This window comes from Kitasatospora sp. NPDC059747, assembly GCF_042732955.1.
Lineage (GTDB): Bacteria > Actinomycetota > Actinomycetes > Streptomycetales > Streptomycetaceae > Kitasatospora.
In genome coordinates, this window is sequence record NZ_JBHWGV010000008.1 from 69,694 (window position 1) to 92,838 (window position 23,145).

Consider the following 23,145-nt stretch of genomic DNA (forward strand, 5'->3'; position numbering starts at 1 on the left):
GCATGAAGGAGAACGGCACGAAGGAGTCCGGGCCGACCCCTCCGAAGGGGGAGCTGGTCGACCGCTACATGCCGGAATGGCATTTCCGCGAACACCACTGGGTGGCCGTCACCGCGCCCCCGGAGGAGGTGCTGGCGGCGGCCCGCGAGATGACCTGGCGGGAGGCCCCGGTGGCCCGCTTCCTGCTCGCGTTCACCAAGAACAAGCTGCGCCCGGACGGCCGCGTCCTGGACGACTTCGCGATGGGTGGCGAGACCGTACTCGCCCTGTCCGACGACGAGTTGGTGTACGGGGGGATCGGCTCGCCGGCCGGTCCCGTCACCCCGGAGCAGCCGATGGCCGAGGTCTTCAGGGACTACGCGGAGCCGGGCTGCACCAAGGTCGTCTTCACCCTGCGCTGCGCCGGCGGGGTGCTCTCCACCGAGACCAGGATCCTGGCCACCGACGACGCGGCGAAACGCAGTTTCGGGCGGTACTGGAAGGTCATCCGCATTCCCAGTGGAATGATTCGGATCGCGCTCCTGGCGGCGGTCAAGAAACGCGTCGACGGAACGGCCTGAAGGGCCCCGGGCGGTCAGCCCGGGGCCCTTTGCTTTCGGGCCCTTCCATTCTTCCCGGTATCAGCCCCTGGCGTCCCGGACGAGTTCCACGAACCGGCCCGCCGTCGAGTTCCGGTAGAAGTCCTGGGTGGTCACCTTGGGGAGTCCCTGGTCGCGCATTTCCCGGAGCACCCGGATCACCAGCAGGGAATTCCCGCCGAGCTCGAAGAAATTGTCCTGGAGCCCGACCTCGGCGCCGAGCGCGTGGCTCCACAGTTTGAGGACCTGGTCGGTCAGCGGGTCCGCACCGGCCGTGGCGGCGCCGGCCCCGGCCGGGGCCGCGGCGGCGCCGGGCGCGGGCAGTGCGGCGGTGTCCACCTTGCCGTTGATGGTCAGCGGGATCGCCGGCACGGCGGTGACCGAGGCGGGCACCATGTACCCGGGCAGCACCCCGCGGGCGTGCGCGAGGACGTCGGCCGGGGCGGCCGTGCCGCGCAGCGCCACGTAGGCGTCGATCCGGGCGGTGGCCGCGTCGCCGGGGGTCTCGTGGTTGAGCACGGTGGCCGCGCCGGTCACGTCGGGGTGGCCCAGCAGCACGTTGCGGATCTCGTCCAGCTCGATCCGGTGGCCGCGCACCTTGACCTGGCTGTCCAGCCGGCCCAGGTGGTCCAGGGCGCCGTCCGGGCGCAGCCGGCCGCGGTCGCCGCTGCGGTAGATCCGGCCGCCGCCGTACGGGTCCTCGACGAACCGCCGGGCGGTCAGCTCCGGCTGCCCGAGGTAGCGGTCGGCGACGCCGGCGCCGCCCACCCAGATCTCGCCGGGCACGCCGACCGGCAGCAGCCGCCCGCGCGGGTCGCGCACCGACAGCGACCAGCCGGGCAGCGCCGGGCCGACCTTGCGGCCGGTGGCGAGCACGTCGGCCGGGGTCACGGTGTGCGCGGTGACGTGCACCGTGGTCTCGGTGATGCCGAACATGTTGACCAGCCGGCAGGCGGTGGGCGAGTGCCGGGCGAACCAGGGGGCGAGCATCCGCACGTCCAGCGGCTCGCCGCCGAACACCACCAGGCGCACGGCGAGCGCGTCGGCGGGCGCCGGCCGGTCGGTCTCGACCAGCTGGGCGAAGGCCGACGGCGTCTGGCTCAGGACGGTGACCCGCTCGCGGACCAGCTGGGCGTGGAACAGCTCGGGGTCCCGGGTGGTCCAGTGGTCGACGACGACGAGCCGGCCGCCGGTGAGCAGGCAGCCCCAGATCTCCCAGACCGAGAAGTCGAAGGCGCTGGAGTGGAACAGCGTCCACACGTCGTCCGGGCCGAGCCGCAGGTCCCCGCGGGTGGCCTCGACCAGCGCGGCGACGTTGCGGTGCGGGATGACGACGCCCTTGGGGCGGCCGGTGGAGCCGGAGGTGTAGATGACGTAGGCGGGCGCGGCGCCGTCCTCGGCGCGGGGCGCGGCCGGGGCCGCGTCGCCGAGCGCGCGCAGTTCCGCCGGGGTGACGACGCGCACGCCGTCCAGGTCCGCCGGGAGGCCCCCGCCGGTGCCGATGACGACGCCCGCCCCGGCGTTGCCGACGGTGTAGCGCAGCCGGTCCTCGGGGTAGCGCAGGTCCATCGGCACGTACGCGCAGCCGGCCTTGAGCACGCCGAGCAGGCTGATCACCAGGTCCGCGTCGCGCTCCAGGGCGACGCCGACCATCGAGCCGGGGGCCACGCCGAGGGCGCGCAGCCCGGCGGCGGTGCGCTCGGCGAGGGCGTCCAGCTCGGCGTAGCGCAGGCTCGTCTCGCCGGCGGTGAGCGCGACGGCGTCCGGCCGCTCGCGGACCACGTCGGCGAAGAGCCCGTCGATCGTGCGGACGGCGGACGCGGGGCTCCCGGCCGGCGGGGTGACACCGAGGGCCAGGACGTGCTCCGCCTCGTCCGGGGTGAGCAGCTCGACGGTCTCCAGCGCCCGGCCCGGGTCCGCCGCCAACTGCCGTGCCACGTGGGCGACGTGGTCGGCGAATCGCGAGGCGACGACCGGCGCCAGCTCGCTCGGCCGGTGGCGCAGTACCCCGGCCGCCGTGCCGTCCGCACCGACCGTGAGGTGCAGCAGGCCGGGCAGTGCCGGCGCCAGCTGCGCCACCCGCCGCTGGCCCGCGCGGGCCTCCTCGACCAGCACGCCGATGCCGCCGAGGTCGAGCACGCCGCCCTCGTACGCGGGTCGTCCGGCCAGGTAGGCCGACACGTCCTGCGCCTCGTCCACCGGAGCGCCCGTGCCGTACCGGGCGAGCACCAGGGCGGCGGCGCCGACGAGCAGCGTGGCGTCACCCGGCAGGCCGTCCGGCAGCGGGAGCTCCGCGACGGCCCCGGCCGCGGCCGGCTCGCCCAGGCCCCACTCCAGCGCGACAGGCGGGACGGGCGTGGCGGAGGCCCCGGGCTCGGCCTCGGCGAAGGTCAACGCGGCACCGTCGACGGCCAGTTCGTGCCGCGCGACGAGCACCAGGTCCGCCGCGTCGTCGGCGTAGCGCAGCAACACCGCGCGCAGCGGCGGCCCGGCGGCCCGCAGCGGGCGTTCGGCCTCGCGCCGGGCCCGGGCGGCCGCCCGCGGGTGGCCGGCGGGCAGGCCCACCCGCTCCTCCCACAGCGGCAGGCCCGCCAGCTCGGCGCGGGCCCGGCCGGCGGCGGTGCGCAGCCGCCGCGCCAGCTCCCCGGCCTCGACGGCGCCCGGCAGCCGGACCACCAGGCTGTGGCAGGACGCGGCCTGACTTCTCGACATGGACGGACACTCCTGACGGTGGGGCGAACGGGCGTGCGGGACGTGGGCGGGCGGTCAGCGGGCGCTGAAGCCGCCGTCGACGGTGAGCGTGGTCCCGGTGACCTGCCGGGAGTCGTCGCCGGCCAGCCAGAGCGCGGCGCCGGCGATGTCCTGCGGCTCGATGAGGGCGTTCATCGGCTGCGCCTGGACGAAGATCTCCTCGTGCTCGTCGACGGCGACGTCCAGCGAGCGGGCGATCTCGGCGAGCATCCGGCCCTCGTGCAGCGGGTCGTCGCGCACCGAGCCCGGGCACAGGGCGTTGACCCGGACCCGGAAGGGCGCGTAGTCGAGCGCGGCGGCCTTGGTGAGGCCGATCAGGCCGTGCTTGGCGGCGACGTACCCGGCGAAGTGCCGGTAGCCGACCAGCCCGGCGGTGGAGGCCACGTTGATCACGCTGCCGGAGCGCTGCTCGACCATGGCGGGCACGACCGCCTTCATCATCCGCCAGGCGCCGGTGAGGTCGATGCCGACCATGAGGTCCCACTCGTCCTCGGCGATCTCGTGGACGGCCTTGCCCGAGGGCGCGGCGATGCCGGCGTTGTTGAGCAGCACGTCGACGGTGCCGAAGCGGTCCAGCGCCTGCTCGGCGGCGCGGGTGACGTCGGCCGGGTCGCGGACGTCGGCGGCGACGGTGTGGACGGCCGCGCCGTGCGCCCGGCAGAGCTCGGCGGTGTGCGCCAGCTGGCCCTGCGAGCCGAGCGGGTAGGGCACGCCGTCGAGGTCCCCGGCGACGTCGACCAGCACCAGGTCGGCGCCCTCGGCGGCGAACCGGACGGCGCACGAGCGGCCCAGGCCGCGGGCGGCGCCGGTCACGAGGGCCGTCCTGCCGCTCAGCCGGCCGGTGGCGGGCTCGTTCACGAGGCGGCGCCCGAGGGAGCGGCGAGCGCGGCCGCGACGGCGTCGACCACCGGCAGCGGCGACTCCGTGAGGTACATGTGGCCGCCCTCCGGCTCCACCAGCCGGAACGCGGCGGTGGTGGCCGCGCGCCACTCCCCGGCCTGCTCGCGGGTCACCAGGGTGTCCCCGGTGGCGCGCAGCGAGGTGATCGGGGTGCGCAGCGGCTCGTCCGTCGCGGGCCGGTAGTCCTCGTGCATCCCGACGTCCGCGCGCAGGATCGGCAGCAGCAGTTCGCGCATGTCCGGGTCGGCCAGCGCGTCGTGCTGGTAGCCGGCGAACTCCTGGACCCGGGCGAGGAAGGCGTCGTCGTCCAGGCCGGTGGCGCGGCGGGTGCGCGGGGTCCACGGGCCGGGCGAGCCGCTGACGAAGAGGTGGACGAGGTCGACTGCGGGCTGCTGCTCCAGTGCGCGGGCGAGCTCGAAGGCGAGCACCGCGCCGAGGCTGTGCCCGAACAGCGCGACCGGACCGTCGGCCAGCTCCGCGACCCGCGGGGCGAGCGCGGCGGCGGCGGTCGCCGCGTCGGTGAACGGCTCGTCGAGGAACAGCTCCTCGCGGCCGGGCAGTTGGAGCGGGACGATGCGCGGGGCGTGTGCGGGGAGGTTCTTCCACCCGCGGTAGAAGCCGGCGCCGCCCCCCGCGAAGGGCAGGCACACCAGGGAGTGGGTCATGAGCGGCATCGCTTTCTGGGAAGCTGCGTGGTGGCTGCACGGCGACCGGGGGCGTGGCCGCCCGGGGGCGGCCGGACGTCCACGCTGTCACCGGGCCCCGAGCGCGGGCAACGGGCGTTGCAGATTGCTGCCAACGCCCGCCGCCCGCCGGCCGGACGGGGTGGTTCAGGCGGCGTTCATGGCGTCGGCCAGGGACTTCGGCCGCATGTCGGTCCAGTGCTCGTTGATGTAGTCGAGGCAGGCCTGGCGGCCGTCCTCGCCGAACACGGAGGTCCAGCCGGCCGGGACCTCGGCGAAGGAGGGCCAGAGCGAGTGCTGGTTCTCCTCGTTGACGAGGACCAGGTAGCGGGCGTCGTCGTTCTCGAACGGGTTGCTGGCCATGGTGGGCCCTTCCTTCGGTGGTGGTGGGTCAGGAGACCTTGAGCGACTGCAGGCGCCGGAGGAAGTCCGGCAGCCGGTCCACGCCCCAGTACTTGTCGAAGCCGCAGATGAAGAACGGCACGCCGAACACGCCGTCGCGGTGCAGGGAGCCCAGCGCGGCCATCCCGAGCTCGCGGATCTCCGGGTCCTCGTGGGCCCGGGCCAGTGCCTCCGGGTCGGCGCCGATGGTCTCGGCGATCTTGCGCATGGTGTCGGGCCGCGAGATGTCCTCGCCGCGCTCCCACCGGGTGCGGTACGTCTCGGCGATGAACTCCCGCCCGACGCCCAGCCGCTCGGCGGCCAGGTAGGCGAGGTGCGAGACCTCCCAGCGCGGGGCCGGGTCGACCGGCCAGACCATTTCCAGGTCGCGGGCCCGGGCCAGGCGCCGGACGTCCTGCAGGATGTAGAGGTGCTTCTCCTTGGACATCGGGACGTACGGGAGCCGGATGTTGCTCTGCTCCAGCTCGTCCTGGGCGGACGGGTCCGGCTCCCAGAACGGCAGCCACTCGATCCGCTCGGCCTCCTGCGGGTGGTGGTCGACCAGGTCGCGGTAGGCCATCCAGGAGTAGGGGCTGCGGAAGGAGAAGTACCAGCGCGGTGCACGTCGTGCCATCGCCGCCTCCAGCCTTTCTGAACGGGTGGTTCGAACTGCCCGGCCGTCCGGGCTAGATGGTGATGCCGCCGTCGATCTGGAGGACCGCGCCGGTGATGTACGCGGCCCTGTCCGAGACCAGGTAGGCGACCAGGTCGGCGACCTCCTCCGCGGTGCCCATGCGGCGCAGCGGGATCGAGGTCAGTGCCTCCTTGCGGGCCTTGTCGTTCATCGCGGCGACCATGTCGGTCTCGATGAAGCCCGGGGCGACGGCGTTGACCCGGATGCCGGCGCGGCCGCTCTCCTTGGCCAGGGCGCGGGTGAAGCCGATGATCCCGGCCTTGGACGCCGAGTAGTTGGTCTGGGTGCCGTGGCCGTAGACCCCGGCGACCGAGGAGATGTTGACGATCGCGCCGCCGCGGCGCTTCATCATGCCGAACACCACGGCGCGGCAGACGTGGTAGACGCCGTCCAGGTTGGTGTCGATGACCTGGCGCCACTGCTCGTCCTCCATCAGGACGAGCGGGTTGTCGCGGGTGATGCCGGCCGCGGTGACGGCCGCGGCGACCGGGCCGAGCCCGTCCTCGGTGGCCTCGATCCAGGCCCGGACGGCGGCGCCGTCGGCGACGTCCACCCGGGTGCCGGTGATCCGCACGCCGTGCTCGTCGCCGGTCTTCTCCAGGCTGCGCGCCGCCTCGTCGTCCGAGCGGTAGCAGAAGGCGACGTCGAAGCCGTCCCGGGCGAGCGCCGTGACGGTGGCCCGGCCGATGCCGCGCGAGCCGCCGGTGACCAGGGCGACCCGGCTGGTGGTGTCCGACATGGTGGTGCTCTCTCCTCAAATGGTGGCCGGGCGCAGCGCCTCGGCGGGGCGGAAGGCCATCACGATCCGGCCGACGGTCATCACGGGTTCGCCGGCCGAGCGGGTCTCGCCCTCGAACAGCACGGTGTCGTCGACCCGGCGGTCCAGCCGGACGACGTGCTCCAGGACCTCGCCGGGCAGCACGGGGCGGTGGAACTCGACGCCGGTCATGCCGCCGAAGAGCATCACCTGCCCGCTCAGCACGTCCGGGTTGGGGTCGTCCCAGGTGGCCAGCACCCCGGCGGACTGGCACCAGGACTCGACCAGCAGCGAGGACGGGTAGGCGAAGTCCTCGGCGGGGGTGTCCGCGCCGAGCTTCTCGTACCAGGGCTCGTTGCAGGTGACGGCCTTGAGGGCGGTCAGCCGCTCGCCGGGGACGAGGTCGACGACCCGGTCCACCAGGAGCATCGGGAAGCGGTGCGGCAGCCGGGCGCGGATGTCGCGCTGGCCGATCACACCCGGCACGGAGAAGCCGGTCACGCCGCCACCTCCGCGAGGGCGTAGCGCAGCCGGACGCTCGCCGCCGGGCCGCGCCCGGTGGCCAGCTTGGCCCGGCACTGCCAGTCGCCGGCCGCGGTCCGCTTCCACTCCATGGCGATCTCCAGCTCGTCGCCGGGGAAGACCGGCCCGGTGAACCGGGTGGACTCCACGGCGGCCAGCGCGGCGCCCTTCGCCTCCGCGGGCAGGGTGGCGAGCGCGCCCTGGTGGGTGCACTCGACCAGGCAGACGCCGGGGAAGATCGGGAAGCCCGGGTAGTGGCCGGGCAGCACGGTCTCGGTGTCCTCCACCCGGAAGCGGGCCGCGGTGCGCAGCCCGTCGGTGGCGGGCAGCACCTCGACCGCGCCGCCGAGCGGGCCGGCGGCGGGCATCAGGCGGCCTTCGCCGCGTCGAGCCGGCCGAGCAGGACGTCGTAGGCGTTCCGCAGGGTGGTGATCTGCTTGAGGTCCGACTCGGGCAGCTTCACGCCGTACTTCTTCTCCAGCACGACGACGATCTCCAGGGCCATCAGCGAGTCGACCTCCAGGTCGTCGACGAAGCGGGCGTCGTCGGTGACCTCCTCGGCGTCGACGTCCAGCACCTGGGCGACCACGGCGCGGAGTTCTTCCTTGTCCAGCACGATTGCCGTTCCTTTCGGAGGAGTTCGGAGGAGTTCAGGGGGAGTGCGGAGGAGCCGGGGCTCAGCGCAGGCCGAGCAGGGCGCAGCCGACGGTGCCGCTGCGGTCCACGGAGGTGATCACGCCGATCCGTCCGGCCGCCCCGGCCGGGTGGTCGGCCGCGTACGAGAGCAGGGCGGTGGCCTGGAAGGCGGCCGCGGCCGCCCCGGTGTCGCCGATCAGCCCGGTCAGCGTCAGGTCGGCGTACCCGTCGGTGCCGAGCACCTCGCGGACGGCCTCGGCCTCGCCGCGGCCCTCACGGCCGGGCGCGCCGGAGCGGGCCACCGCGGCGACCTGCCCCGGTTCGACGCCGGCCCGCTCCAGCGCCGCGCGCAGGGCGGCGGCCAGCACGGGGGCGGGGTCGCCGTCGAGGACGACGCGCAGTTCGACGCCGAGGAGTTCGGCCAGCACCGGCTGGTCCGGGTCCCCGGGGGCGTACGGCTCGACGAGGAGCATCGCGCAGCCCTCGCCGAGGGCGGGCGCGCCGGCCTCGGCCGCGTCGCCGCTGTGGTGCTCCAGCCAGGACCGGGCCTGGCTGAACTCCTCGGCCGCGCCGCACAGGACGGTCCGGGCGCGGCCGGTGCCGAGCAGCCGGCGCGAGTAGTTGAGCGCGTGCAGGCCGGCGGTGCGGCCGCCGGCGATGGTCGCGTTGGGGCCCTTCAGCTGGTACCAGATGGCACTCTGGCCGGCCGCGCAGTTCATCACCGTGTTGGGGAAGCGCGCGGGGTCGACGAAGAAGGGCTGCTCGCCGGTGAGCGAGTCGCGGGTGAAGTCCATCATCGACTGGGCGCTGCCGGTGGTGGTGCCGAGGGCGAACGCGGCGCCCTCGCCGGTGCCGACGGCCCGGTTGCGCGGCCCGTCGTCGAGCAGCGCGCCGACGGCGGTGACGGCGAGGCCGGTGACCCGGTCCATCGAGCGGGTGCCCTTCTTGCCGAGCACCTCGCGGATCGCGAAGCCGGGCACGACGTGGCCGGTCCCGTCGGGGGTGGTGCCGTGTTCGGCGCCGAGCGCGGTGACGGTGCCGCGGCGCTCGCGCAGGCCCTCGGTGAAGGCGGTGCGGCCGATGCCGTAGGGCGACACGGCCGACCAGGCGGTGATCACCGGGCGTCCGGCGCCCGTGGTGAGGGTGGTCATGACCGTCACCGGTTCCTTTCGGTCAAGGGGTCAGTGGGGCGGGGCGTTCAGAGGAAGACGACCATCCGGTACTCGCCCCAGCGCGCGGCGGTCGCGCCCGCAGGGGCGAGCTCGACGCCGTCGACGAGCGGCAGCGGGGAGCGCAGCGCCGCGATGTCGGGCTCCTCGACGAGCACCCGCACGCCCGCGCCGAGCAGCGTGCGCAGGCCCTGGCGGGGGTCGGTGAGCGTGTCGACGGTGCGGTTGCCGATCCGCAGCGGGGGCGGCGGCGCGGCGTCCAGGGCGTAGCCGGCGGCCGAGCCGCGCAGCAGGACGTCCAGTCCGCCGAGCTGGCGGTGCAGTTCGGTGGCGAGGTACAGCTCGTCGAAGAACTGCTTGTCGAGCGCGCCGCGGTAGCCGCGTTCGACGATGGCCAGCACCCGGCCGTCCGTCGGGTCCGTCGGGTCGCCGGCCATCAGATCACCCCCATCAGCAGGGTCTTGTCCGCGGCGGCGACGTTGGCGGCGTAGCCGGCCGGCGGGCGGAGCACGACCTGGGGGAGGTGGTCCACGGCGCCGCGGTCGTCGCTGCAGAACCGGCAGCCGTACCAGTGGAGCCGGTCCGGGTGGGCGGTGAGCAGTTCCCCGGCGAGCGTGGCGAGGGAGGGGTACTCCCGGTTCCAGTCGGCGAGGTTGCGCGGCTTGTCCGGGCCGAGCGGCTTCTGGGTGAGCAGGGTGGCGTAGCCGCAGGTCCACACCTGCACGGTGGCACCGCGCTCCAACAGGGCCTGGGTCAGCCGCAGGGCGGTGGTGACCTGGTCCGATGCGTGGGGGGCACCCATGAGGGTGATGAGCACGTCCGTGTGCGGGATCCGTCTGGCCACCTCAGTGCCACACCACCCGGACGGCCGGATCGAGGATCCAGCCCGCCACGACGTCCATCCCGACCACCCGGAGCTCGGGGCGCAGGGCCGCGCCGTCCAGGCCGTGCTGGGCCAGCGAGAAGCTGTCCGCGGCGAGGACCCCGCCCTCCTCCTGGAAGCGGTCGAGGTCGGAGTCGCTGCCCGGGACGGCGAGCACGACGCCGTCCTGGACGAGGAAGAGGAGCGCCGACTGCCCGGTGAGCACCTGGGCGACCGCGTCGCGCCGGAAGCCGGCGTCCTGGGCGACGCGGCCCTGGCTCTCGATGAGCAGCAGGCGCGGCGTGGAGCCCTCCCACACCTCGACCCCGCTCGCGGAGATCTCGCTGGTCTCGTTCACGCCTGCTGCACTCCGTTGACGGCGTCGAGCACGCGCTGGTCGAAGCTCACCAGGCTCCAGTCGCGGCGGTTGCCGATCACCGCGTAGCCGTGCACGATGCGGCCGGTCGCGGTCTTGACCAGCTCGCCGTCGCGCAGGACGTAGAAGTCCATGCGGGAGGTGTAGGTGAAGTCCTTGAAGACCTCCTCGACGGTGTACACCGTGTAGAGGTCCTCCTCCATCAGCGCCTCGTCGAGGATGCGGATGTCGGAGCGCGGCACGACCGGGATCCACTTGCGGTCGTCCAGCAGGGTCTTGATGGAGATGCCGCGGTCCGCGACGAAGCGGTCCTTGCCCTCCTCCATCAGCCGCAGGTAGCCCGACATCTGGATGCGCTCGGTGAAGTGGCAGTACGGGTACGGGATGTTCCACTTCCACGCGTACGCGTTCTGCCCGGCCGTCAGCGAGGCGAGGACCTCCTCCTCGGCGGGGGCGGCGGTGCCGGCCGCGCGCTCCAGGTCGTCGCCGAGCTTGGCGACGGCGAAGCGGGCGAGCAGCGCGGGCACCTCGCCGGCCGCCTCCAGGTAGGTGTCGATCCGCAGCGAGACGCGGACCTTGGAGGTGACGGCCTTGAGGACCTCGCCGTCGCGCTCGACCCGGATGACGACCTTGAGGCCGATCGTGCCGTCCTCGTCCTTGGTCCACGGCACGACCTCGGCCTCGGCCACGTCGTCCATGTGGAAGGCGTGCAGGATGCGGGTGTCGATCGAGACCAGGTCGAGGCCGAGGCCGTGCTCCTCGTAGAGCGCGCGGGCCGGGAGCCCGGCCTGCCGGAAGTGGTCGAGGACGGCCTCCTCGACGAGGTAGTTGACGTGCTTGAAGCCGATCCAGGTGCAGATGTTGGAGCCCTCGTAGCGGGGGCGGACCTGGGTGGCGGTGGAGGTGGTCAGCAGCGCCTTGACGGCGGTGTCCGTGACGAGGGTCATCGCTGGAGCTCCAGGGCGGTTGGTCGGGCGTGGCCGTCGGACGGCGACAGGCCCGGGACGGTGTGGACGAACTCGGCGACGGCGGCGGCGAACCGCCCGGGCGCGTCGAGCATCGGGAAGTGCCCGCAGCCGGGCAGGACGAGGGAGCGGGCGTCGGGCAGGGCCCCGGCGAGCGCCACGCCCTCCCCGGGCGGGGCGGCGAAGTCGCTCTCGCCGGCCAGCACCAGGGTGGGCAGGGCGAGCCGGCCGGCCGCCAGCGCGGGCGTGCGCAGGTACAGGTCGAAGAAGCGGAACCAGCCGTACGGGCCGACGCGTTCGCGCACCCGCTCGCCCATGGCCCGCCGCAGGTCGGCCGGGACCCGGCCGCCGGAGTGGGCCCGGATCCCCTCCTCCATGATCAGGTGGAAGTCGTTCAGGTAGTAGCTGATGGTCTCCCAGTCGAACTGCTCGGCGCGCGAGCGGTAGAACGGCGAGACCAGGACGAGCGCGCGGAGGCCGTACTTGCGCGGCGCGTCCACGCCGGCCCGCAGTTCGCGGTCCAGCAGGTCGAGCAGCACGTTGGCCGCCATCGAGTGCGCGACGACGACCTCGGCGCCGCCGGGCACCGACTCCAGCGCCTGGGCGAGCCGGCCGGCCAGGTCGGTCTCGGTGCCGAGGCCGGTGATGGTCTCGGTGCGCCAGGGCAGCCGGGCGGTCCACATCTGCAGGCCGCCCGGCAGTTCGGGGAGTGCGGGCTCCCACACGCTGTCGTTGGCGGCCAGGCCGTGCAGCAGCAGCACGCGGGGGCCGGTGCCGTCGGTGCGCCGCTCGACGGAGACCGGGCGCAGGTCGGGCCCGCCCGCCACGGCGTCGCCGCTCATGCCGCTTCGGGGGCGAGCACCAGCAGGTCGGCCCGGGCGTCGTCGCCGGCGCCGCCGGTGACGGCCTGGACCGGGCCCGGCTCACCGGCGTCGAAGAGCCCGACCGCGGCCGCCACCTGGAGCAGCCCGGCGGCGCCGGAGGCCTTGCCGAGGTGCGCGGGCAGCTCCCAGCGCAGGCCCCGCTCGTCGGGTGCGGCGGCGCCGCGGCGGTAGCCGCCGAGCACGGCGCGGACGGTCGCCGAGCGGGCGGCGGCCGCCGCGCGGGACTCGACCACCAGGGCCGCCCCGCCGTCGACGGCGCGCTCGCCGCCGAGCAGCCGGCGCACCACCTCGTTGTCCGGTTCGACGCCGAGCACGAGGACGCGCTCGGCCCGGCCGGCGTTGATCAGGGTGGCGGCCCAGTGCAGCGCGTCCAGGCCGGAGGTCTCGCCGTTGCAGACCATCAGGTTGGGGCCGCGCAGCCCGTAGCGGATCGCCGCCGAGGAGGCGATGACGTTGCTGGAGGCGTTCGGCAGGTCCATCGGCGAGGTGGCCGTGACGGTGCCCTCGCGCAGGGTGTCCAGGGCGCGGGTGACGGTGTCCAGGTTGCCGAAGTTGGAGCTGGCGACCACGCCGACGCTGACGGCCGGCACGGTGATGCCCGCCTTCTCGTCCGCGCCGAGCAGTCCGGCGTCGCGCAGCGCGGCGGCGGTGAGCGCGTAACCGAGCTGGGTGGCCCGGTCCTTGTAGCGCAGGCCCTTCTTGCCGACGTGCGCGGCCGGCTCCACCGGGGCCCCGCCGGGGGCGGGCCCGTCGGCGAGGGCGCGGACCGTCTCGGTGCCGGGCAGCAGGACGGCGGCGCCGGTGACCACTACGTTCATGCGCCCGCCTCGCTTCGCTCGGCAGGGGCATTCACCCATGCGCACCCCTTGATGATGAGCTCACGTCGTTCGCTCATTGGGTCCCCTCCACGATGGCCACGGCGTTGATGCCGCCGAAGCCGAAGGCGTTCAGCTGCGCGAGCCGCAGCGTCCGGTCGGTGGCGGCCTCGCCGGTGACGAAGCTGAACTTCGCGGCCTCGTCCACCGGGTCCTCCAGGCCGACGGTCGGCGGCACCCGGCCCTCGTTCAGGGCCCGGACGCCGACGATCAGGTTGATCAGGCCGGAGGCGCCCGAGGTGTGGCCGGTCATCGACTTCACCGCGGTCATCAGCGGGCCGGAGGCGTCGTCGCCGAGCACGGCGGCCAGGGCGGTGGCCTCGGCCTCGTCGTTGAGCAGGGTGCCGGTGCCGTGCACCATCACCAGGTCGAGGTCGGCGGGCTTGACGCCGGCCAGCCGGTGGGCGGCGTGCATGGCCTCGGCGATGCCCTCCGGGGAGGGCGCGGTGACGTGGAAGGCGTCGCAGTTGACGGCCACGCCGCGCAGCCGGGCGTGCACCTGCGGGGCGCCCTCCTCGGTGCGGCGCAGCACGATCGCGGCGGCGCCGTCGCCCATCAGCACGCCGGTGCGGTTGCGGTCGAAGGGCCGCACCCGGTCCGGGGGCGTCGCGTGGACGCGCTCCAGCAGGCCGTACATGGACTCGGTGAGGACGTCGACCCCCGCCACGATGACGGTGTCGGGCGCGTCCGGGCCCTCCTGGTCGAGCAGGTCGCCGGCCAGCGCGAGCGCGTACAGCGAGGCCGAGCAGGCGTTGGAGAAGGTGTGGGTGACGTCGGCGTTGAAGCGTTCCTTCAGGCCGGTGCCGAAGTGCAGCCCGGAGTCGGCGAACGGCGAGCCGTCGGCCCACCACAGTTCCAGCGAGCGCAGTTCGCGCAGGCCGGTGCCGACCAGGATCGGGATGCCGGACAGGTCCTCGCCGAGGCCCGCGTCGGCGGCGGCCTGGGCGATCGCCTCGTGCAGCAGCCGGCCGGCCCGGCCCGGGACGTCCTCGCCCGGGGCGGGGCGGTCGTCGACCTCGTACGCGTGCTGGGCGCGGAACCTGGTGCGGTCGAAGCCGCGCAGTTCGGCGCGGCCGGAGACGCCCGCGCACAGGTTCTCGAAGAGCTCGCCGACACCGGTGCCGGTGGCGGCGACCGCGCCCATCCCGATGATGGGGCGGATCGTCATGACGCCTCCTTGGTCGCGTCGTACCGCCCGAGCAGGACCGCCGCGTTGTTGCCCCCGAACGCGAGACCGTTGTTCTGGACGATCCGCAGGTCGGCCTCGACCGCCTGGTTGGGCACGCAGTCGACGTCGCAGTCGGGGTCGGTGGTGACGTGGTTGATGGTGGGCGGGATGAACCGGTTGCGGATCGCGAGCGCGCAGCCGATCGCGCCGAGCGCGCTGGCGGCGCCCATGCTGTGGCCGAGCATCGACTTCATCGAGACGGTGCGCGGCGGGGTGTCGCCGAACACCTGCCGGATGGCGCCGGCCTCGGTGATGTCGTTGGCCTTGGTGCCGGTGCCGTGCGCGGAGATGAGGTCCACCTCCTGCGGCTTGACGCCGGCGTTGTCCAGGGCGAGCCGCATCAGCTCGGCGACGCTGTCCCGGTCCGGGGCCACCTGGTGGTGGGCGTCGCAGTTCAGCCCGTAGCCGAGCACCTCGGCGTAGATGGTGGCGCCGCGCTCCAGCGCCGAGTCCAGCCGCTCCAGGACGAGCACGCCGGCGCCCTCGCCGGTGAGGATGCCCTTGCGGTCGACGTCGAAGGGCTGGCAGCGGTCGGGGGCGATGGTGCCGAGCCGGTAGAAGCCGGTGAAGGTCTTGCGGCACATCGCGTCCGCGCCGCCGCAGAAGGCGAACTCCGCCTCGCCGGAGCTGACGGCGTCGAAGCCGTAGCCGATGGCGTAGTTGCCCGCGGAGCACGCGGTCGGAATGGTCAGCGCCTCGACGTCGGTCAGGCCCAGTTCCTGGGCGATGGCCGCCGACAGCCGCCCGGCCGGCACTCGCCGGGCGGCCGTCGGGTCGAAGGTGCCGGTGCCGTCGGCGAGTTCGCGCTCGACCAGCTGGTCGAGGTCGTAGCTCTCGCCGTCGGTGGTGCCGATGGAGATCAGTCCGCGCCGGCCGCGCAGCAGTGCCAGGTCGAGGCCGGAGTCCTCCAGGGCCATCCGGGCCGCCGCGGTCGAGAACTGCGCGGCCCGGCCGAGCTGTTCGACGTCCAGCGTGCGGATCCAGTCCCGCGGGTCGAAGTCGGTGATCTCGCACCCGTTGGCGTGGGCGAAGCCCTCGGTGTCGAACACCGAGATGGGCCGGGCCCCGCTGCGGCCCTCGCGGAGCCCCGTGAGGAACTCCCGGACGCCGAGGCCGATGCTGGACACCACCCCGAGCCCGGTGAGCACCACCCGGTGCCGCTGCGGCCCGGTGTGCCCGGTGCCGTTTCCTGCCGCCGTCATGGCGACCCTCCCCATCCGTCGCAGCGTTGTCGGGACTACCAGCCGGCCGGCTCCGAGACGACCTCGTAGACGCCCGTGAGGTTGACCATGCGGGGCAGCTCGCTCTGGTTGATCACGACGCCGAACTCCTTCTCCAGGGCGGCGAGGATCTCGATCGCGCGGAGCGAGTCGGCGTCGTGGTCCTCCTTGAAGAGGCTGGTCTCGGTGACCTCGTCCTCCTCGATCTCCAGAATGTCGCAGACGATTTCCTTGATGGTTTCGAGGCGCTCGTCGCGGGTGGCGGTGGTCATGGTCTTCTCCTTTGTCCGGCCCGGTTCCCGGGCCGCGCGGAATGCATTGCCGGATGTGGTGCGGGATGCGGCGCGGGGTGCCGCGCCGGATCGAATAACCGTGCGGATGGAATTCTGCGAGCCCGGTTTCCGGGCCCACAACGGCGGCTGCAACAACCTGCCACCGGCGTCCGGGAATTCAGCGGCGGACGGTCGCGGAAAGCCGTGCGCGGAGGTCCGCGACGAGCGCCTCGCGCTGCTCGACCAGGTAGAAGTGGCCGCCCGGCAGGACGGTCAGGTCGAAGCCGGCCGGGGCGATCCCGGCCCAGGCCGCGACCTCGTCGGGGGCGACGTCGGGGTCGCCGTCGCCGACGTAGCCGGCCACCGGGCAGGGCAGCGGCACGCCGGGCCGGGGCGCGTACCCGGCGACGGCCCGGAAGTCGGCGCGGATGGCGGGCAGGACGAGCTCGCGCAGGTCCTCGTCGGCCAGCAGCGCGGCGTCCGTGCCGCCCATCCGGCCGACCTCGGCGAGCAGTTCGTCGTCGCTGCCGAAGGCGGCGGTGCGCGGCGTCAGCAGGTGCGGGGCCTTGCGGCAGGAGACGGCCAGCAGCGCCGGGGCGATGCCGTGCCGCTGCGCGAGGCGCAGCGCGATCTCGTAGCCGACGGTGGCGCCCATGCTGTGGCCGAACAGCGCGAGCGGGGTGTCGAGGCAGGGGGCGAGCTCGGCGGTGATCGCGTCGGCGAGGTCCTCCAGGCGGGTCCACGGGTCCTCGGCGATCCGCTCCTGGCGGCCGGGGTAGCGCACGGCGAGGACTTCGACGTCCTCGCCGAAGGCGCGCCCCCAGCCGTGGAAGAAGCCGGCCGAGCCGCCGGCGTGCGGCAGGCAGAGCAGCCGCAGCCGCGGGGGTGCCGCGGTGGGGTACCGGCGCAGCCAGATGCTCTCGGTGGCCTGTGTCATCGGGGTGGTTCTCCTTGTCCGGTTCGGTGCTGGGGCCGGTCCTCGGACCCCTCCCGGCCCCGGTCAGCCCAGCGCGGCCGGGCTGTTCAGCGACACCACCCCGGTCTCCGGCGCGATCCGGCGGATCAGGCCGGCCAGGGTCTTGCCGGGGCCGATCTCGACCAGCCGGCGGCAGCCGAGCTCGCCGGTGAGGGTGCGCACGGAGGGCTCCCAGAGCACCGGCGAGGTGAGCTGGCGGGTGGCCAGGGCGGGCCAGTCGCAGTCGCCGGCGTACGCGCGGGCGTCCGCGTTGGCGACGACCGGCAGGTGGGCCGGGGCGAAGGCGGTGTTCTTCAGTGCGGTCCGCAGCCGTTCGGCGGCGGGAGCCATGTACGGGCTGTGGAAGGCGCCGCCGACGGACAGCCGGATCATCTTGGCGCCGATCGAGGGCGCCTCGGCGCCGATCAGCTCGATGCCCTCGGCGGAGCCGGAGACCACGGTCTGGCCGGGCGCGTTGACGTTGGCGACCCACACCTCGGCGCCCCGCGCCCGGATCCGGTCGGTGAGTTCGGCGACCTGCTCCAGCGGGGCGGCGACCAGGACGCCCATGGTGCCGGGGCGCTCGTCGGCGGCGTCCCGCATGGCCCGGCCGCGGGCCGCCACCAGCGCGGCGGCGTCGGGCAGGGTGAGCGCCCCGGCGGCGGTGAGCGCGGCGTACTCGCCCAGGCTGTGGCCGGCCACGGCGGCCACCGGCCCGTCGAGCGCGCCGCGGCGCACCGCCTCGGCGTACGCGACCATGGCCACCGTGAACACGGTGAGCTGCGCCAGGTCGGTGCGCCGCAGGTGTTCGTCCGGAGTGTCCAGGAGCAGTTCCGCGAGATCCTCCCCGGTGACCCCGGAGATTGCCGTGACGATTTCCCAGGACGGGGTTTCCCGCCAGGGCTCGCCCATTCCCGCTTTCTGCGTCCCCTGGCCGGGGAACACCAGACCGATCGGGTTCTGGTCCATTGACCCGCCTTCCGCGCCGAATTCACCGGTGGGTACGGGGGCCCGCCGCCGGAGGTTTTCCGGAGGGCGGGTCCCCGTGCCGACGGCCGGCAGTTTCGGGGGAGTACGGCAGGCCATCGGGAAGGGGATTTCCGGGTGCGTGCGGTACCCGGCCCCCTTTCCGCGGCCCATACAACCGAGGGCGCCGGGGGAGCGGCAACAGACCCTTCAGGAAGCTGCCACTCGCCCGGCGCCCGGTGGATCGTTGCGGCCTCAGGCGCCCGGGCCGCCGCCCGGGCCGCCGCCGGGCCCCGGCCGGGCGGGCCGCAGCAGGCCGAGTTCGGCGGCGCGCACGCCGGCCTGGAAGCGGGACTGCGCGCCGAGCATCGCCATGATCTCGGCGACGTGCCGGCGGTAGGTGCGCACCGAGACGGTGAGTTCGCGGGCGGCGACCTCGTCGGTGACGCCGGCCCGCAGCGCGCCGAGGATCTGCTGGGCGAGCGCGGCCCGGTCCCGGTCGCCGAAGACGATCCGCTCGCCGGCCGGGACGGCGTTGCGCCACACGCTCTCGTACAGCGAGCCCAGCGTGAAGACCACCTTGGGCTCGCGGATGACGGAGGCCCGGACGCCGGTGGCCGACTCGGCGACGACCAGCGCGGTCGTGCCGTCCACCAGCAGCGCCTGGAGCGGGGGCACCCGGGCCACCCGGATCGCCACCGGCCGCTCCTTGGCGAGCTGCTCGCGGACGAAGTCCTCGTCGATCATCGAAGGGTTCGTCAGCAGCCGCACGGAGATGGTCTCGGCGGCGCCGTAGATCAGTCTTCGCTCGGCGAACTCGCTGAGCCCGGGCTCCTGTTCCTCGGCGCCGGGCATCCGCGCGTGCACGATGTCGATGCTGCGCACGGCGCTGCGGATGAGGGCGGCGGCGGTGTCGAGCACCGCCCGGTAGCCGCCCTCCACCGTGGCGATCTGCTGGGCCCGGTGGCTGCGGTCGCGGTGGATGGCCACCGTCGACTCGATCAGCGACCGCACTTCCAGGAGTGCTCTTTCCAGTTCGTCCTCTGCCTCGATGGGCACGTCGTACTCACCAGTTTCCCCGTTGGTGTTACTCACTGCGCCGCGGCTGGTGGGCCGCGGTCCTCCCCGTGTGGTCGGGGACGGCGCCCGGCCCTGTCCCGCAGGGCCCGCAGGGGCGCCGAAGACAGGCTGTCACTCGTGGAGCAGGCCCAGCTCGACCGCGCGCACACCGGCCTGGAAGCGGGAGCTGGCACCGAGTTCGCGCATGATCTCGGCGACGTGGCGCCGGTAGGTGCGCAGGGACATGCTGAGGTCGCGGGCGGCCGCCTCGTCGGTGTAGCCGCTGCGCAGCCGCTCCAGGATGCTGCGGGTGAGGTCGCCGAGCAGGCGGGGGCTGAGCGCGAGGTGGTCGTCGAGCTTGCGGCCGAGCGACCAGGCGCCGGCGAAGAGCAGCTCCAGGGCGCGGACCGCGGCCCGGTCGTTGACCAGCGTGGCCTGGCCCTTGGCGTTGCCGGCGGAGGCGCGGACGAGGGCGGCGGCGCCGTCGGAGATGACGATGTCGCGCAGGTCGGCCTCGGAGACGCGGATCTCGAAGCGGGCGCCGGGCGCGTGGGCGAGCTTGGCCAGGGCGCAGTCGGCGACGCCGGGGGCGCAGAGGACCCGGACGACGGTGCCGGGGCGCATGGTGGTCAGGGCGTCGCGGGCGATCTGCTCGAAGGGCCCGGTGCCGGTGACGGCGACGCAGACCGAGTGCCGGGCGCCGTGCACGAGCTGTTCGACGGCCTCGCCGAGGGCGGTGACGTCGGTGTGCGGGGCGGGGGGGCCCTGGTCGGGGCGCTGCCGGTAGAGCGAGACGGTGGATTCGATCAGTGCCCGCGCCTGGAGCAGGGTCTTTTCGACGTGCGCGGCATGATCGCCCGGCGTCGATTCCTCCTGGCCAGGGCCGTTCGGCGAACCGGCTGCACTGGTCACTTGCGTCCCCCCTTACGGTGGTGGTCTTTCCGTTCATTCGACGTTCAACTGTTTAATCAAGAACATGTCAGATGACACCTGATCAGACCACCTGCGACTGACAGTAGTTCGGCTGTTCGAAGCCAGTCAACCTTTGCTCAAAACCGCAGGTCAAGGGCCTTTGAGCCCGCACTCGGCGGGTGCGTCGCGGGGTGGGCTCGAAGGACATCGCGAACGGCATCGCGAACGGCATCGCGAACGGCATCGCGAACGACATCGCGACGGGCATATATCAGGCCGGGATTTTCCCACCACCGACCTGGCGAATCTCCAGCCGCCCTGGCATCAACCTGCACTCGGGCACCGGAAAGGAGCGGTCGGCATTCCGTTTTCCTCACGAGAAGTAGCCCGCCCCTCACCGCCGGTCGCGGCCCTGTCCCCTTCCGGCCAACCCTGAACTCGCCCGGCCGGCCTGGACTGGTCCGACCTTACGGTAAGCGGCGTGACCATACGTCAGACGGGGACTTTTCGGCCCATAACTTTGCCGGCCCGGCCGGCCACCGGCGCGACGGCGCGGTGGCGGGCGGTGCCGTCGCCGGCGTCCCCGCGCTGAACCGTCCGGTCGCGCCACGCTGCGGACATCCGCACCCCTGTGGTCCTCACCCCTGTTCGGCGTGCCAGGCGGGCTGCCCCGGCGCGCCCCGAAGCCAGGAGACAGACGGCCCGTGACACGTCCCACCAACCTCACCGACCTGCTGCTGGACGTCGCCGAGCGGCATCCGGCGACGGGCCTCGGCCACGGCCCCGGCGCCGCCGACGCCGGTCCGACCGATCAGAGCTACCCGGCCCTGCTCGACGCCGCCCGGCGCGTCCTGACCGGCCTGCGGGCCCGCGGTCTGCGCCCCGGCGACCGGGTGGTGCTGATCCTGGAGCGCGCCGAGGACTTCCTGCCCGCGTTCTGGGGCGCCGTGCTCGGCGGCTTCGTCCCGTGCCCGCTGGCCGCGCCGGCCGCCGCCGACCCGGAGCGGTGGGCCGCCCGGCTCGGCCACGTCGACGCCCTGCTGGACGGTCCGCTGACGGTCACCACCGCCGGCCTGGCCGCCGCCCTCCCGCCCGACCGGGACCGCCCGCTCGCCGTCCTGGAGGAGTTGTCCGGCGAGCCCGCCGCGGAGCTGCACCGCGCCGCCCCCGGGGACACCGCCGTGCTGATGCTGACCTCCGGGTCCACCAGCAACTCCAAGGCCGTCATGCTCAGCCACGCCAACCTGCTGGCCTCGATGGCGGCCAAGAACGCCGCGCACCGGCTGGACGCCGCCGACGTCACGCTGAACTGGGTCTCCTTCGACCACGTCGCCGCGCTGCTGGAGTGCCACCTGCTGCCGCTGTCCGTCGGCGCCCGCCAGCTGCACGTCGCCCCCGCCGCGGTGCTCGCCGACCCGCTGGAGTTCCCGCGGCTGCTGTCCCGGCACGGCGTGACGATGACCTTCGCGCCGAACTTCCTCCTCGGCCTGGTCTCCGCCGCCGCCGACCGGCTGGACGCCGGGGACGAGCGGCTCGACCTGAGCCGGGTCCGGCAGATCATCAGCGGCGGCGAGGCCGTCCTGGTCAGCACCGGAGAAACGTTTCTGGAGAGGCTCGCGCCGTACGGCCTGGCCGGGGACGCCCTGTGGCCCGCCTTCGGCATGACCGAGACCTGTGCCGGCAGCGTCTACTCCCGCCACGGCTTCCCGGCCACCGACCGCGGCGCCGAGTTCGCCAACCTGGGCACCCCCGTCCCCGGCCTGTCCGTCCGCATCGCCGGCCCGGAGGACCGCCCGCTGCCCGAGGGCGCGGTCGGCGAGCTCCAGCTGACCGGCCCGATGATCACCGGCGGCTACTTCCGCGACCCGGTGGCCACCGCCGGGGCCTTCACCGCCGACGGCTGGTTCCGCAGCGGCGACCTCGGCCGGATCGACGGCGGCCGGCTCACCCTCGTCGGACGCAGCAAGGACAGCGTCATCGTCAACGGCGTCACGTACTTCAGCCACGACGTCGAGGCCGCCCTCGAACAGCTCGACGGCGTCGCCCGCTCCTACGTCGCCGCCTTCCCGACCCGCCCGGCGGGCAGCGACACCGAGCAGCTGGTGATCGCCTTCCACCCCGACCTGCCGGAGGGCGACGAGACCGCCCTGCACCGGGTGCTCACCGCCGTCCGCGCGACCGTCGTCACGCACTGGGGCTTCCGGCCGGCCCTGGTCCTGCCCCTGCCCGCCGAGGCGTTCCCCAAGACCAGCCTCGGCAAGATCCAGCGCGCCCTGATGCGCCGCCGCCTGGAGGAGGGGGCGTACGCCGGGCAGCAGTCCGCCGTCTTTGACCTGACGACGCGCATGCTCGGCGGGTACACCGCGCCCGAGGGCCCGGTCGAGCTCGCCCTCGCCGCGATCTACGCCGAGCTGTTCGACTGCGACCCGGCCGCGATCAGCGCCACCGCGGGCTTCTTCGACCTCGGCGGCACCTCGCTCGACATCCTGCGGCTGCGCGCCAGGGTGGCCGAGCGGCTCGGCGTCACCGGCCTGGAGGTCATCACGGTGCTCACCGCGCCGACCGTCCGCGCCCTGGCCGCCCGCCTCGCCGAGCCCGCCGCCGCCCCGGGCGCCGCCCGGCCGTACGACCCGCTGGTGCCGATGCAGACCGGCGGCGACAAGACCCCGCTGTTCTGCGTCCACCCCGGCGTCGGCGAGGTGCTGGTCTTCGTCAACCTCGCCCGGTACTTCGTCGGCGACCGCCCGTTCCACGCGCTGCGCGCCCGCGGCTTCAACGACGGCGAGAAGCCCTTCGTCTCCTTCGAGGAGATGGTCGACGCCTACGTGGACGCGATCCGCGCCGAGCAGCCCGAGGGCCCGTACGCGGTGGCCGGGTACTCCTACGGCGCCGCCGTCGCCTTCGAGATCGCCAAGGTCCTGGAGGCGCGGGGCGAGCGGGTCGACTTCGTCGGCAGCTTCAACCTGCCGCCGCACATCAAGTACCGCATGGAGGAGCTGGGGTACGCCGAGACGGCCGCCCACCTGGCGCTCTTCCTGGAACTGATCGACAAGAAGCAGTCCGTCGACCTCCCCGACGCGCTGCGGCACCTGCCGCGCGAGGAGCAGGCCGCCCGGCTGGTCGCCCTCGCCCCGCCGCACCGGCTGGCCGAACTCGACCTGGACGCCGACCGGTTCGCGGCCTGGGCGGAGATCGCCGACACCCTCACCGGCCTGGGCCGGGAGTACCGGCCGAGCGGCGCCGTCCGCTCGATGACGGTGTTCCACGCGCTCCCGCTGCGCGGTACCCGCCAGGAGTGGCTCGACAACGAGCTGCGGCGCTGGGACGAGCACGCCCGCGAGGAGAACCGGTACGTGGAGGTGCCGGGCGAGCACTACACCCTGATGGGCCCGCGCCACGTGGCCGCCTTCCAGGCGGTCCTGCGCCGCGAACTGGACCACGCGCTCGCCGGGGCCGACGAACTGGCCCGCCGGCGGGCCGCGCACCGATGACGAAGGAGC

General features: G+C 74.1%; 26 protein-coding genes. 3 read left to right on the top strand and 23 right to left on the bottom strand.

Going from position 1 to position 23,145, the window contains the following annotated elements; translation table 11 throughout:
* The first annotated feature begins 2 nt into the window (after window positions 1–2).
* Complete coding sequence (locus ACFV4G_RS05605) at window positions 3–560, top strand: hypothetical protein (RefSeq protein WP_380436787.1); 558 nt, start codon at window positions 3–5, stop codon at window positions 558–560.
* A gap of 60 nt (window positions 561–620) precedes the next feature.
* Here the strand turns inward: ACFV4G_RS05605 and ACFV4G_RS05610 are convergent, their stop codons facing one another.
* The 23 genes from ACFV4G_RS05610 to ACFV4G_RS05720 all read right to left on the bottom strand — a co-directional run bounded on the left by ACFV4G_RS05610 (window position 621) and on the right by ACFV4G_RS05720 (window position 19,645).
* Window positions 621–3,290: an amino acid adenylation domain-containing protein gene (locus ACFV4G_RS05610; protein WP_380436789.1), complete on the bottom strand. Its 2,670-nt coding sequence runs from the start codon at window positions 3,288–3,290 to the stop codon at window positions 621–623.
* 54 nt (window positions 3,291–3,344) lie between these two features.
* On the bottom strand, window positions 3,345–4,187 hold the full coding sequence (locus ACFV4G_RS05615; protein WP_380436791.1) for a mycofactocin-coupled SDR family oxidoreductase: 843 nt from the start codon (window positions 4,185–4,187) through the stop codon (window positions 3,345–3,347).
* The gene (locus ACFV4G_RS05620; protein ID WP_380436793.1) at window positions 4,184–4,903 is read right to left on the bottom strand and encodes a thioesterase II family protein; all 720 of its coding nucleotides are present in this window, start codon (window positions 4,901–4,903) and stop codon (window positions 4,184–4,186) included. The genes ACFV4G_RS05615 and ACFV4G_RS05620 overlap by 4 nt, the downstream gene beginning before the upstream one ends.
* Window positions 4,904–5,059: 156 nt before the next feature.
* Window positions 5,060–5,275: an MbtH family protein gene (locus ACFV4G_RS05625; RefSeq protein WP_380436795.1), complete on the bottom strand. Its 216-nt coding sequence runs from the start codon at window positions 5,273–5,275 to the stop codon at window positions 5,060–5,062.
* Between the two features lie 28 nt (window positions 5,276–5,303).
* Complete coding sequence (locus tag ACFV4G_RS05630) at window positions 5,304–5,927, bottom strand: 2-hydroxychromene-2-carboxylate isomerase (protein WP_380436797.1); 624 nt, start codon at window positions 5,925–5,927, stop codon at window positions 5,304–5,306.
* A gap of 52 nt (window positions 5,928–5,979) precedes the next feature.
* Entirely contained in the window at window positions 5,980–6,726 is a 747-nt protein-coding gene (gene fabG, locus ACFV4G_RS05635) for a 3-oxoacyl-[acyl-carrier-protein] reductase (protein ID WP_380436799.1), read from the bottom strand.
* Window positions 6,727–6,741: 15 nt separating this feature from the next.
* The gene (locus ACFV4G_RS05640; protein ID WP_380436919.1) at window positions 6,742–7,173 is read right to left on the bottom strand and encodes a 3-hydroxyacyl-ACP dehydratase FabZ family protein; all 432 of its coding nucleotides are present in this window, start codon (window positions 7,171–7,173) and stop codon (window positions 6,742–6,744) included.
* 68 nt (window positions 7,174–7,241) lie between these two features.
* On the bottom strand, window positions 7,242–7,634 hold the full coding sequence (locus ACFV4G_RS05645; RefSeq protein ID WP_380436801.1) for a 3-hydroxyacyl-ACP dehydratase FabZ family protein: 393 nt from the start codon (window positions 7,632–7,634) through the stop codon (window positions 7,242–7,244).
* Window positions 7,634–7,882, bottom strand: coding sequence for an acyl carrier protein (locus ACFV4G_RS05650; protein WP_359971072.1), 249 nt, complete (start codon window positions 7,880–7,882; stop codon window positions 7,634–7,636). Before ACFV4G_RS05650 ends, ACFV4G_RS05645 begins: the two co-directional genes overlap by 1 nt.
* Before the next feature lie 61 nt (window positions 7,883–7,943).
* Window positions 7,944–9,053, bottom strand: coding sequence for a beta-ketoacyl synthase N-terminal-like domain-containing protein (locus ACFV4G_RS05655; protein WP_380436804.1), 1,110 nt, complete (start codon window positions 9,051–9,053; stop codon window positions 7,944–7,946).
* A 47-nt stretch (window positions 9,054–9,100) separates the two neighbouring features.
* Window positions 9,101–9,508, bottom strand: a complete 408-nt coding sequence (locus ACFV4G_RS05660; protein WP_380436806.1) for a hypothetical protein — start codon at window positions 9,506–9,508, stop codon at window positions 9,101–9,103.
* Complete coding sequence (locus tag ACFV4G_RS05665) at window positions 9,508–9,915, bottom strand: hypothetical protein (protein ID WP_380436808.1); 408 nt, start codon at window positions 9,913–9,915, stop codon at window positions 9,508–9,510. The genes ACFV4G_RS05660 and ACFV4G_RS05665 overlap by 1 nt, the downstream gene beginning before the upstream one ends.
* 1 nt (window position 9,916) lies before the next feature.
* Window positions 9,917–10,291 (bottom strand): hypothetical protein, encoded by a 375-nt coding sequence (locus ACFV4G_RS05670; protein WP_380436810.1) that lies wholly within the window; start codon window positions 10,289–10,291, stop codon window positions 9,917–9,919.
* Window positions 10,288–11,256, bottom strand: coding sequence for a hypothetical protein (locus ACFV4G_RS05675; RefSeq protein WP_380436812.1), 969 nt, complete (start codon window positions 11,254–11,256; stop codon window positions 10,288–10,290). The genes ACFV4G_RS05670 and ACFV4G_RS05675 overlap by 4 nt, the downstream gene beginning before the upstream one ends.
* Window positions 11,253–12,116, bottom strand: a complete 864-nt coding sequence (locus ACFV4G_RS05680; protein ID WP_380436814.1) for an alpha/beta fold hydrolase — start codon at window positions 12,114–12,116, stop codon at window positions 11,253–11,255. The genes ACFV4G_RS05675 and ACFV4G_RS05680 overlap by 4 nt, the downstream gene beginning before the upstream one ends.
* Complete coding sequence (locus ACFV4G_RS05685; RefSeq protein ID WP_380436816.1) at window positions 12,113–12,976, bottom strand: beta-ketoacyl synthase N-terminal-like domain-containing protein; 864 nt, start codon at window positions 12,974–12,976, stop codon at window positions 12,113–12,115. Before ACFV4G_RS05685 ends, ACFV4G_RS05680 begins: the two co-directional genes overlap by 4 nt.
* A 73-nt stretch (window positions 12,977–13,049) precedes the next feature.
* Complete coding sequence (locus ACFV4G_RS05690) at window positions 13,050–14,201, bottom strand: beta-ketoacyl-[acyl-carrier-protein] synthase family protein (protein WP_380436818.1); 1,152 nt, start codon at window positions 14,199–14,201, stop codon at window positions 13,050–13,052.
* Window positions 14,198–15,463, bottom strand: a complete 1,266-nt coding sequence (locus ACFV4G_RS05695; RefSeq protein ID WP_380436820.1) for a beta-ketoacyl-[acyl-carrier-protein] synthase family protein — start codon at window positions 15,461–15,463, stop codon at window positions 14,198–14,200. Before ACFV4G_RS05695 ends, ACFV4G_RS05690 begins: the two co-directional genes overlap by 4 nt.
* A gap of 35 nt (window positions 15,464–15,498) precedes the next feature.
* Window positions 15,499–15,753 (bottom strand): acyl carrier protein, encoded by a 255-nt coding sequence (locus tag ACFV4G_RS05700; RefSeq protein ID WP_380436822.1) that lies wholly within the window; start codon window positions 15,751–15,753, stop codon window positions 15,499–15,501.
* Between the two features lie 178 nt (window positions 15,754–15,931).
* A complete protein-coding gene (locus ACFV4G_RS05705; protein ID WP_380436824.1) occupies window positions 15,932–16,690 on the bottom strand; it encodes a thioesterase II family protein in 759 nt (252 codons plus the stop codon).
* 63 nt (window positions 16,691–16,753) lie between these two features.
* Entirely contained in the window at window positions 16,754–17,677 is a 924-nt protein-coding gene (locus ACFV4G_RS05710; protein ID WP_380436826.1) for an ACP S-malonyltransferase, read from the bottom strand.
* 252 nt (window positions 17,678–17,929) lie between these two features.
* Window positions 17,930–18,733 carry a LuxR family transcriptional regulator gene (locus ACFV4G_RS05715; protein WP_380436828.1) on the bottom strand — a complete coding sequence of 268 codons (804 nt, stop codon included), beginning with the start codon at window positions 18,731–18,733 and terminating at the stop codon, window positions 17,930–17,932.
* A gap of 132 nt (window positions 18,734–18,865) precedes the next feature.
* Window positions 18,866–19,645, bottom strand: a complete 780-nt coding sequence (locus tag ACFV4G_RS05720; protein WP_380436830.1) for a DNA-binding response regulator — start codon at window positions 19,643–19,645, stop codon at window positions 18,866–18,868.
* 191 nt (window positions 19,646–19,836) lie between these two features.
* On the opposite strand from ACFV4G_RS05720, the gene ACFV4G_RS05725 reads away from it, so the two are divergent.
* A complete protein-coding gene (locus ACFV4G_RS05725; RefSeq protein ID WP_380436832.1) occupies window positions 19,837–20,031 on the top strand; it encodes a hypothetical protein in 195 nt (64 codons plus the stop codon).
* A gap of 318 nt (window positions 20,032–20,349) precedes the next feature.
* On the top strand, window positions 20,350–23,136 hold the full coding sequence (locus tag ACFV4G_RS05730; RefSeq protein ID WP_380436834.1) for an AMP-binding protein: 2,787 nt from the start codon (window positions 20,350–20,352) through the stop codon (window positions 23,134–23,136).
* The last annotated feature ends 9 nt before the right edge of the window (window positions 23,137–23,145 follow it).

What these genes read in the sequence shown, in the direction of transcription:
- ACFV4G_RS05605 (WP_380436787.1), top strand. Translation starts at nt 3, where the DNA reads ATGAAGGAGAACGGCACGAAGGAGTCCGGGCCGACCCCTCCGAAGGGG.
- ACFV4G_RS05610 (WP_380436789.1), bottom strand. Translation starts at nt 3,290, where the DNA reads ATGTCGAGAAGTCAGGCCGCGTCCTGCCACAGCCTGGTGGTCCGGCTG.
- ACFV4G_RS05620 (WP_380436793.1), bottom strand. Translation starts at nt 4,903, where the DNA reads ATGCCGCTCATGACCCACTCCCTGGTGTGCCTGCCCTTCGCGGGGGGC.
- ACFV4G_RS05625 (WP_380436795.1), bottom strand. Translation starts at nt 5,275, where the DNA reads ATGGCCAGCAACCCGTTCGAGAACGACGACGCCCGCTACCTGGTCCTC.
- ACFV4G_RS05630 (WP_380436797.1), bottom strand. Translation starts at nt 5,927, where the DNA reads ATGGCACGACGTGCACCGCGCTGGTACTTCTCCTTCCGCAGCCCCTAC.
- fabG (WP_380436799.1), bottom strand. Translation starts at nt 6,726, where the DNA reads ATGTCGGACACCACCAGCCGGGTCGCCCTGGTCACCGGCGGCTCGCGC.
- ACFV4G_RS05640 (WP_380436919.1), bottom strand. Translation starts at nt 7,173, where the DNA reads ATGCTCCTGGTGGACCGGGTCGTCGACCTCGTCCCCGGCGAGCGGCTG.
- ACFV4G_RS05645 (WP_380436801.1), bottom strand. Translation starts at nt 7,634, where the DNA reads ATGCCCGCCGCCGGCCCGCTCGGCGGCGCGGTCGAGGTGCTGCCCGCC.
- ACFV4G_RS05655 (WP_380436804.1), bottom strand. Translation starts at nt 9,053, where the DNA reads ATGACCACCCTCACCACGGGCGCCGGACGCCCGGTGATCACCGCCTGG.
- ACFV4G_RS05660 (WP_380436806.1), bottom strand. Translation starts at nt 9,508, where the DNA reads ATGGCCGGCGACCCGACGGACCCGACGGACGGCCGGGTGCTGGCCATC.
- ACFV4G_RS05675 (WP_380436812.1), bottom strand. Translation starts at nt 11,256, where the DNA reads ATGACCCTCGTCACGGACACCGCCGTCAAGGCGCTGCTGACCACCTCC.
- ACFV4G_RS05680 (WP_380436814.1), bottom strand. Translation starts at nt 12,116, where the DNA reads ATGAGCGGCGACGCCGTGGCGGGCGGGCCCGACCTGCGCCCGGTCTCC.
- ACFV4G_RS05685 (WP_380436816.1), bottom strand. Translation starts at nt 12,976, where the DNA reads ATGAACGTAGTGGTCACCGGCGCCGCCGTCCTGCTGCCCGGCACCGAG.
- ACFV4G_RS05690 (WP_380436818.1), bottom strand. Translation starts at nt 14,201, where the DNA reads ATGACGATCCGCCCCATCATCGGGATGGGCGCGGTCGCCGCCACCGGC.
- ACFV4G_RS05695 (WP_380436820.1), bottom strand. Translation starts at nt 15,463, where the DNA reads ATGACGGCGGCAGGAAACGGCACCGGGCACACCGGGCCGCAGCGGCAC.
- ACFV4G_RS05700 (WP_380436822.1), bottom strand. Translation starts at nt 15,753, where the DNA reads ATGACCACCGCCACCCGCGACGAGCGCCTCGAAACCATCAAGGAAATC.
- ACFV4G_RS05705 (WP_380436824.1), bottom strand. Translation starts at nt 16,690, where the DNA reads ATGACACAGGCCACCGAGAGCATCTGGCTGCGCCGGTACCCCACCGCG.
- ACFV4G_RS05710 (WP_380436826.1), bottom strand. Translation starts at nt 17,677, where the DNA reads ATGGACCAGAACCCGATCGGTCTGGTGTTCCCCGGCCAGGGGACGCAG.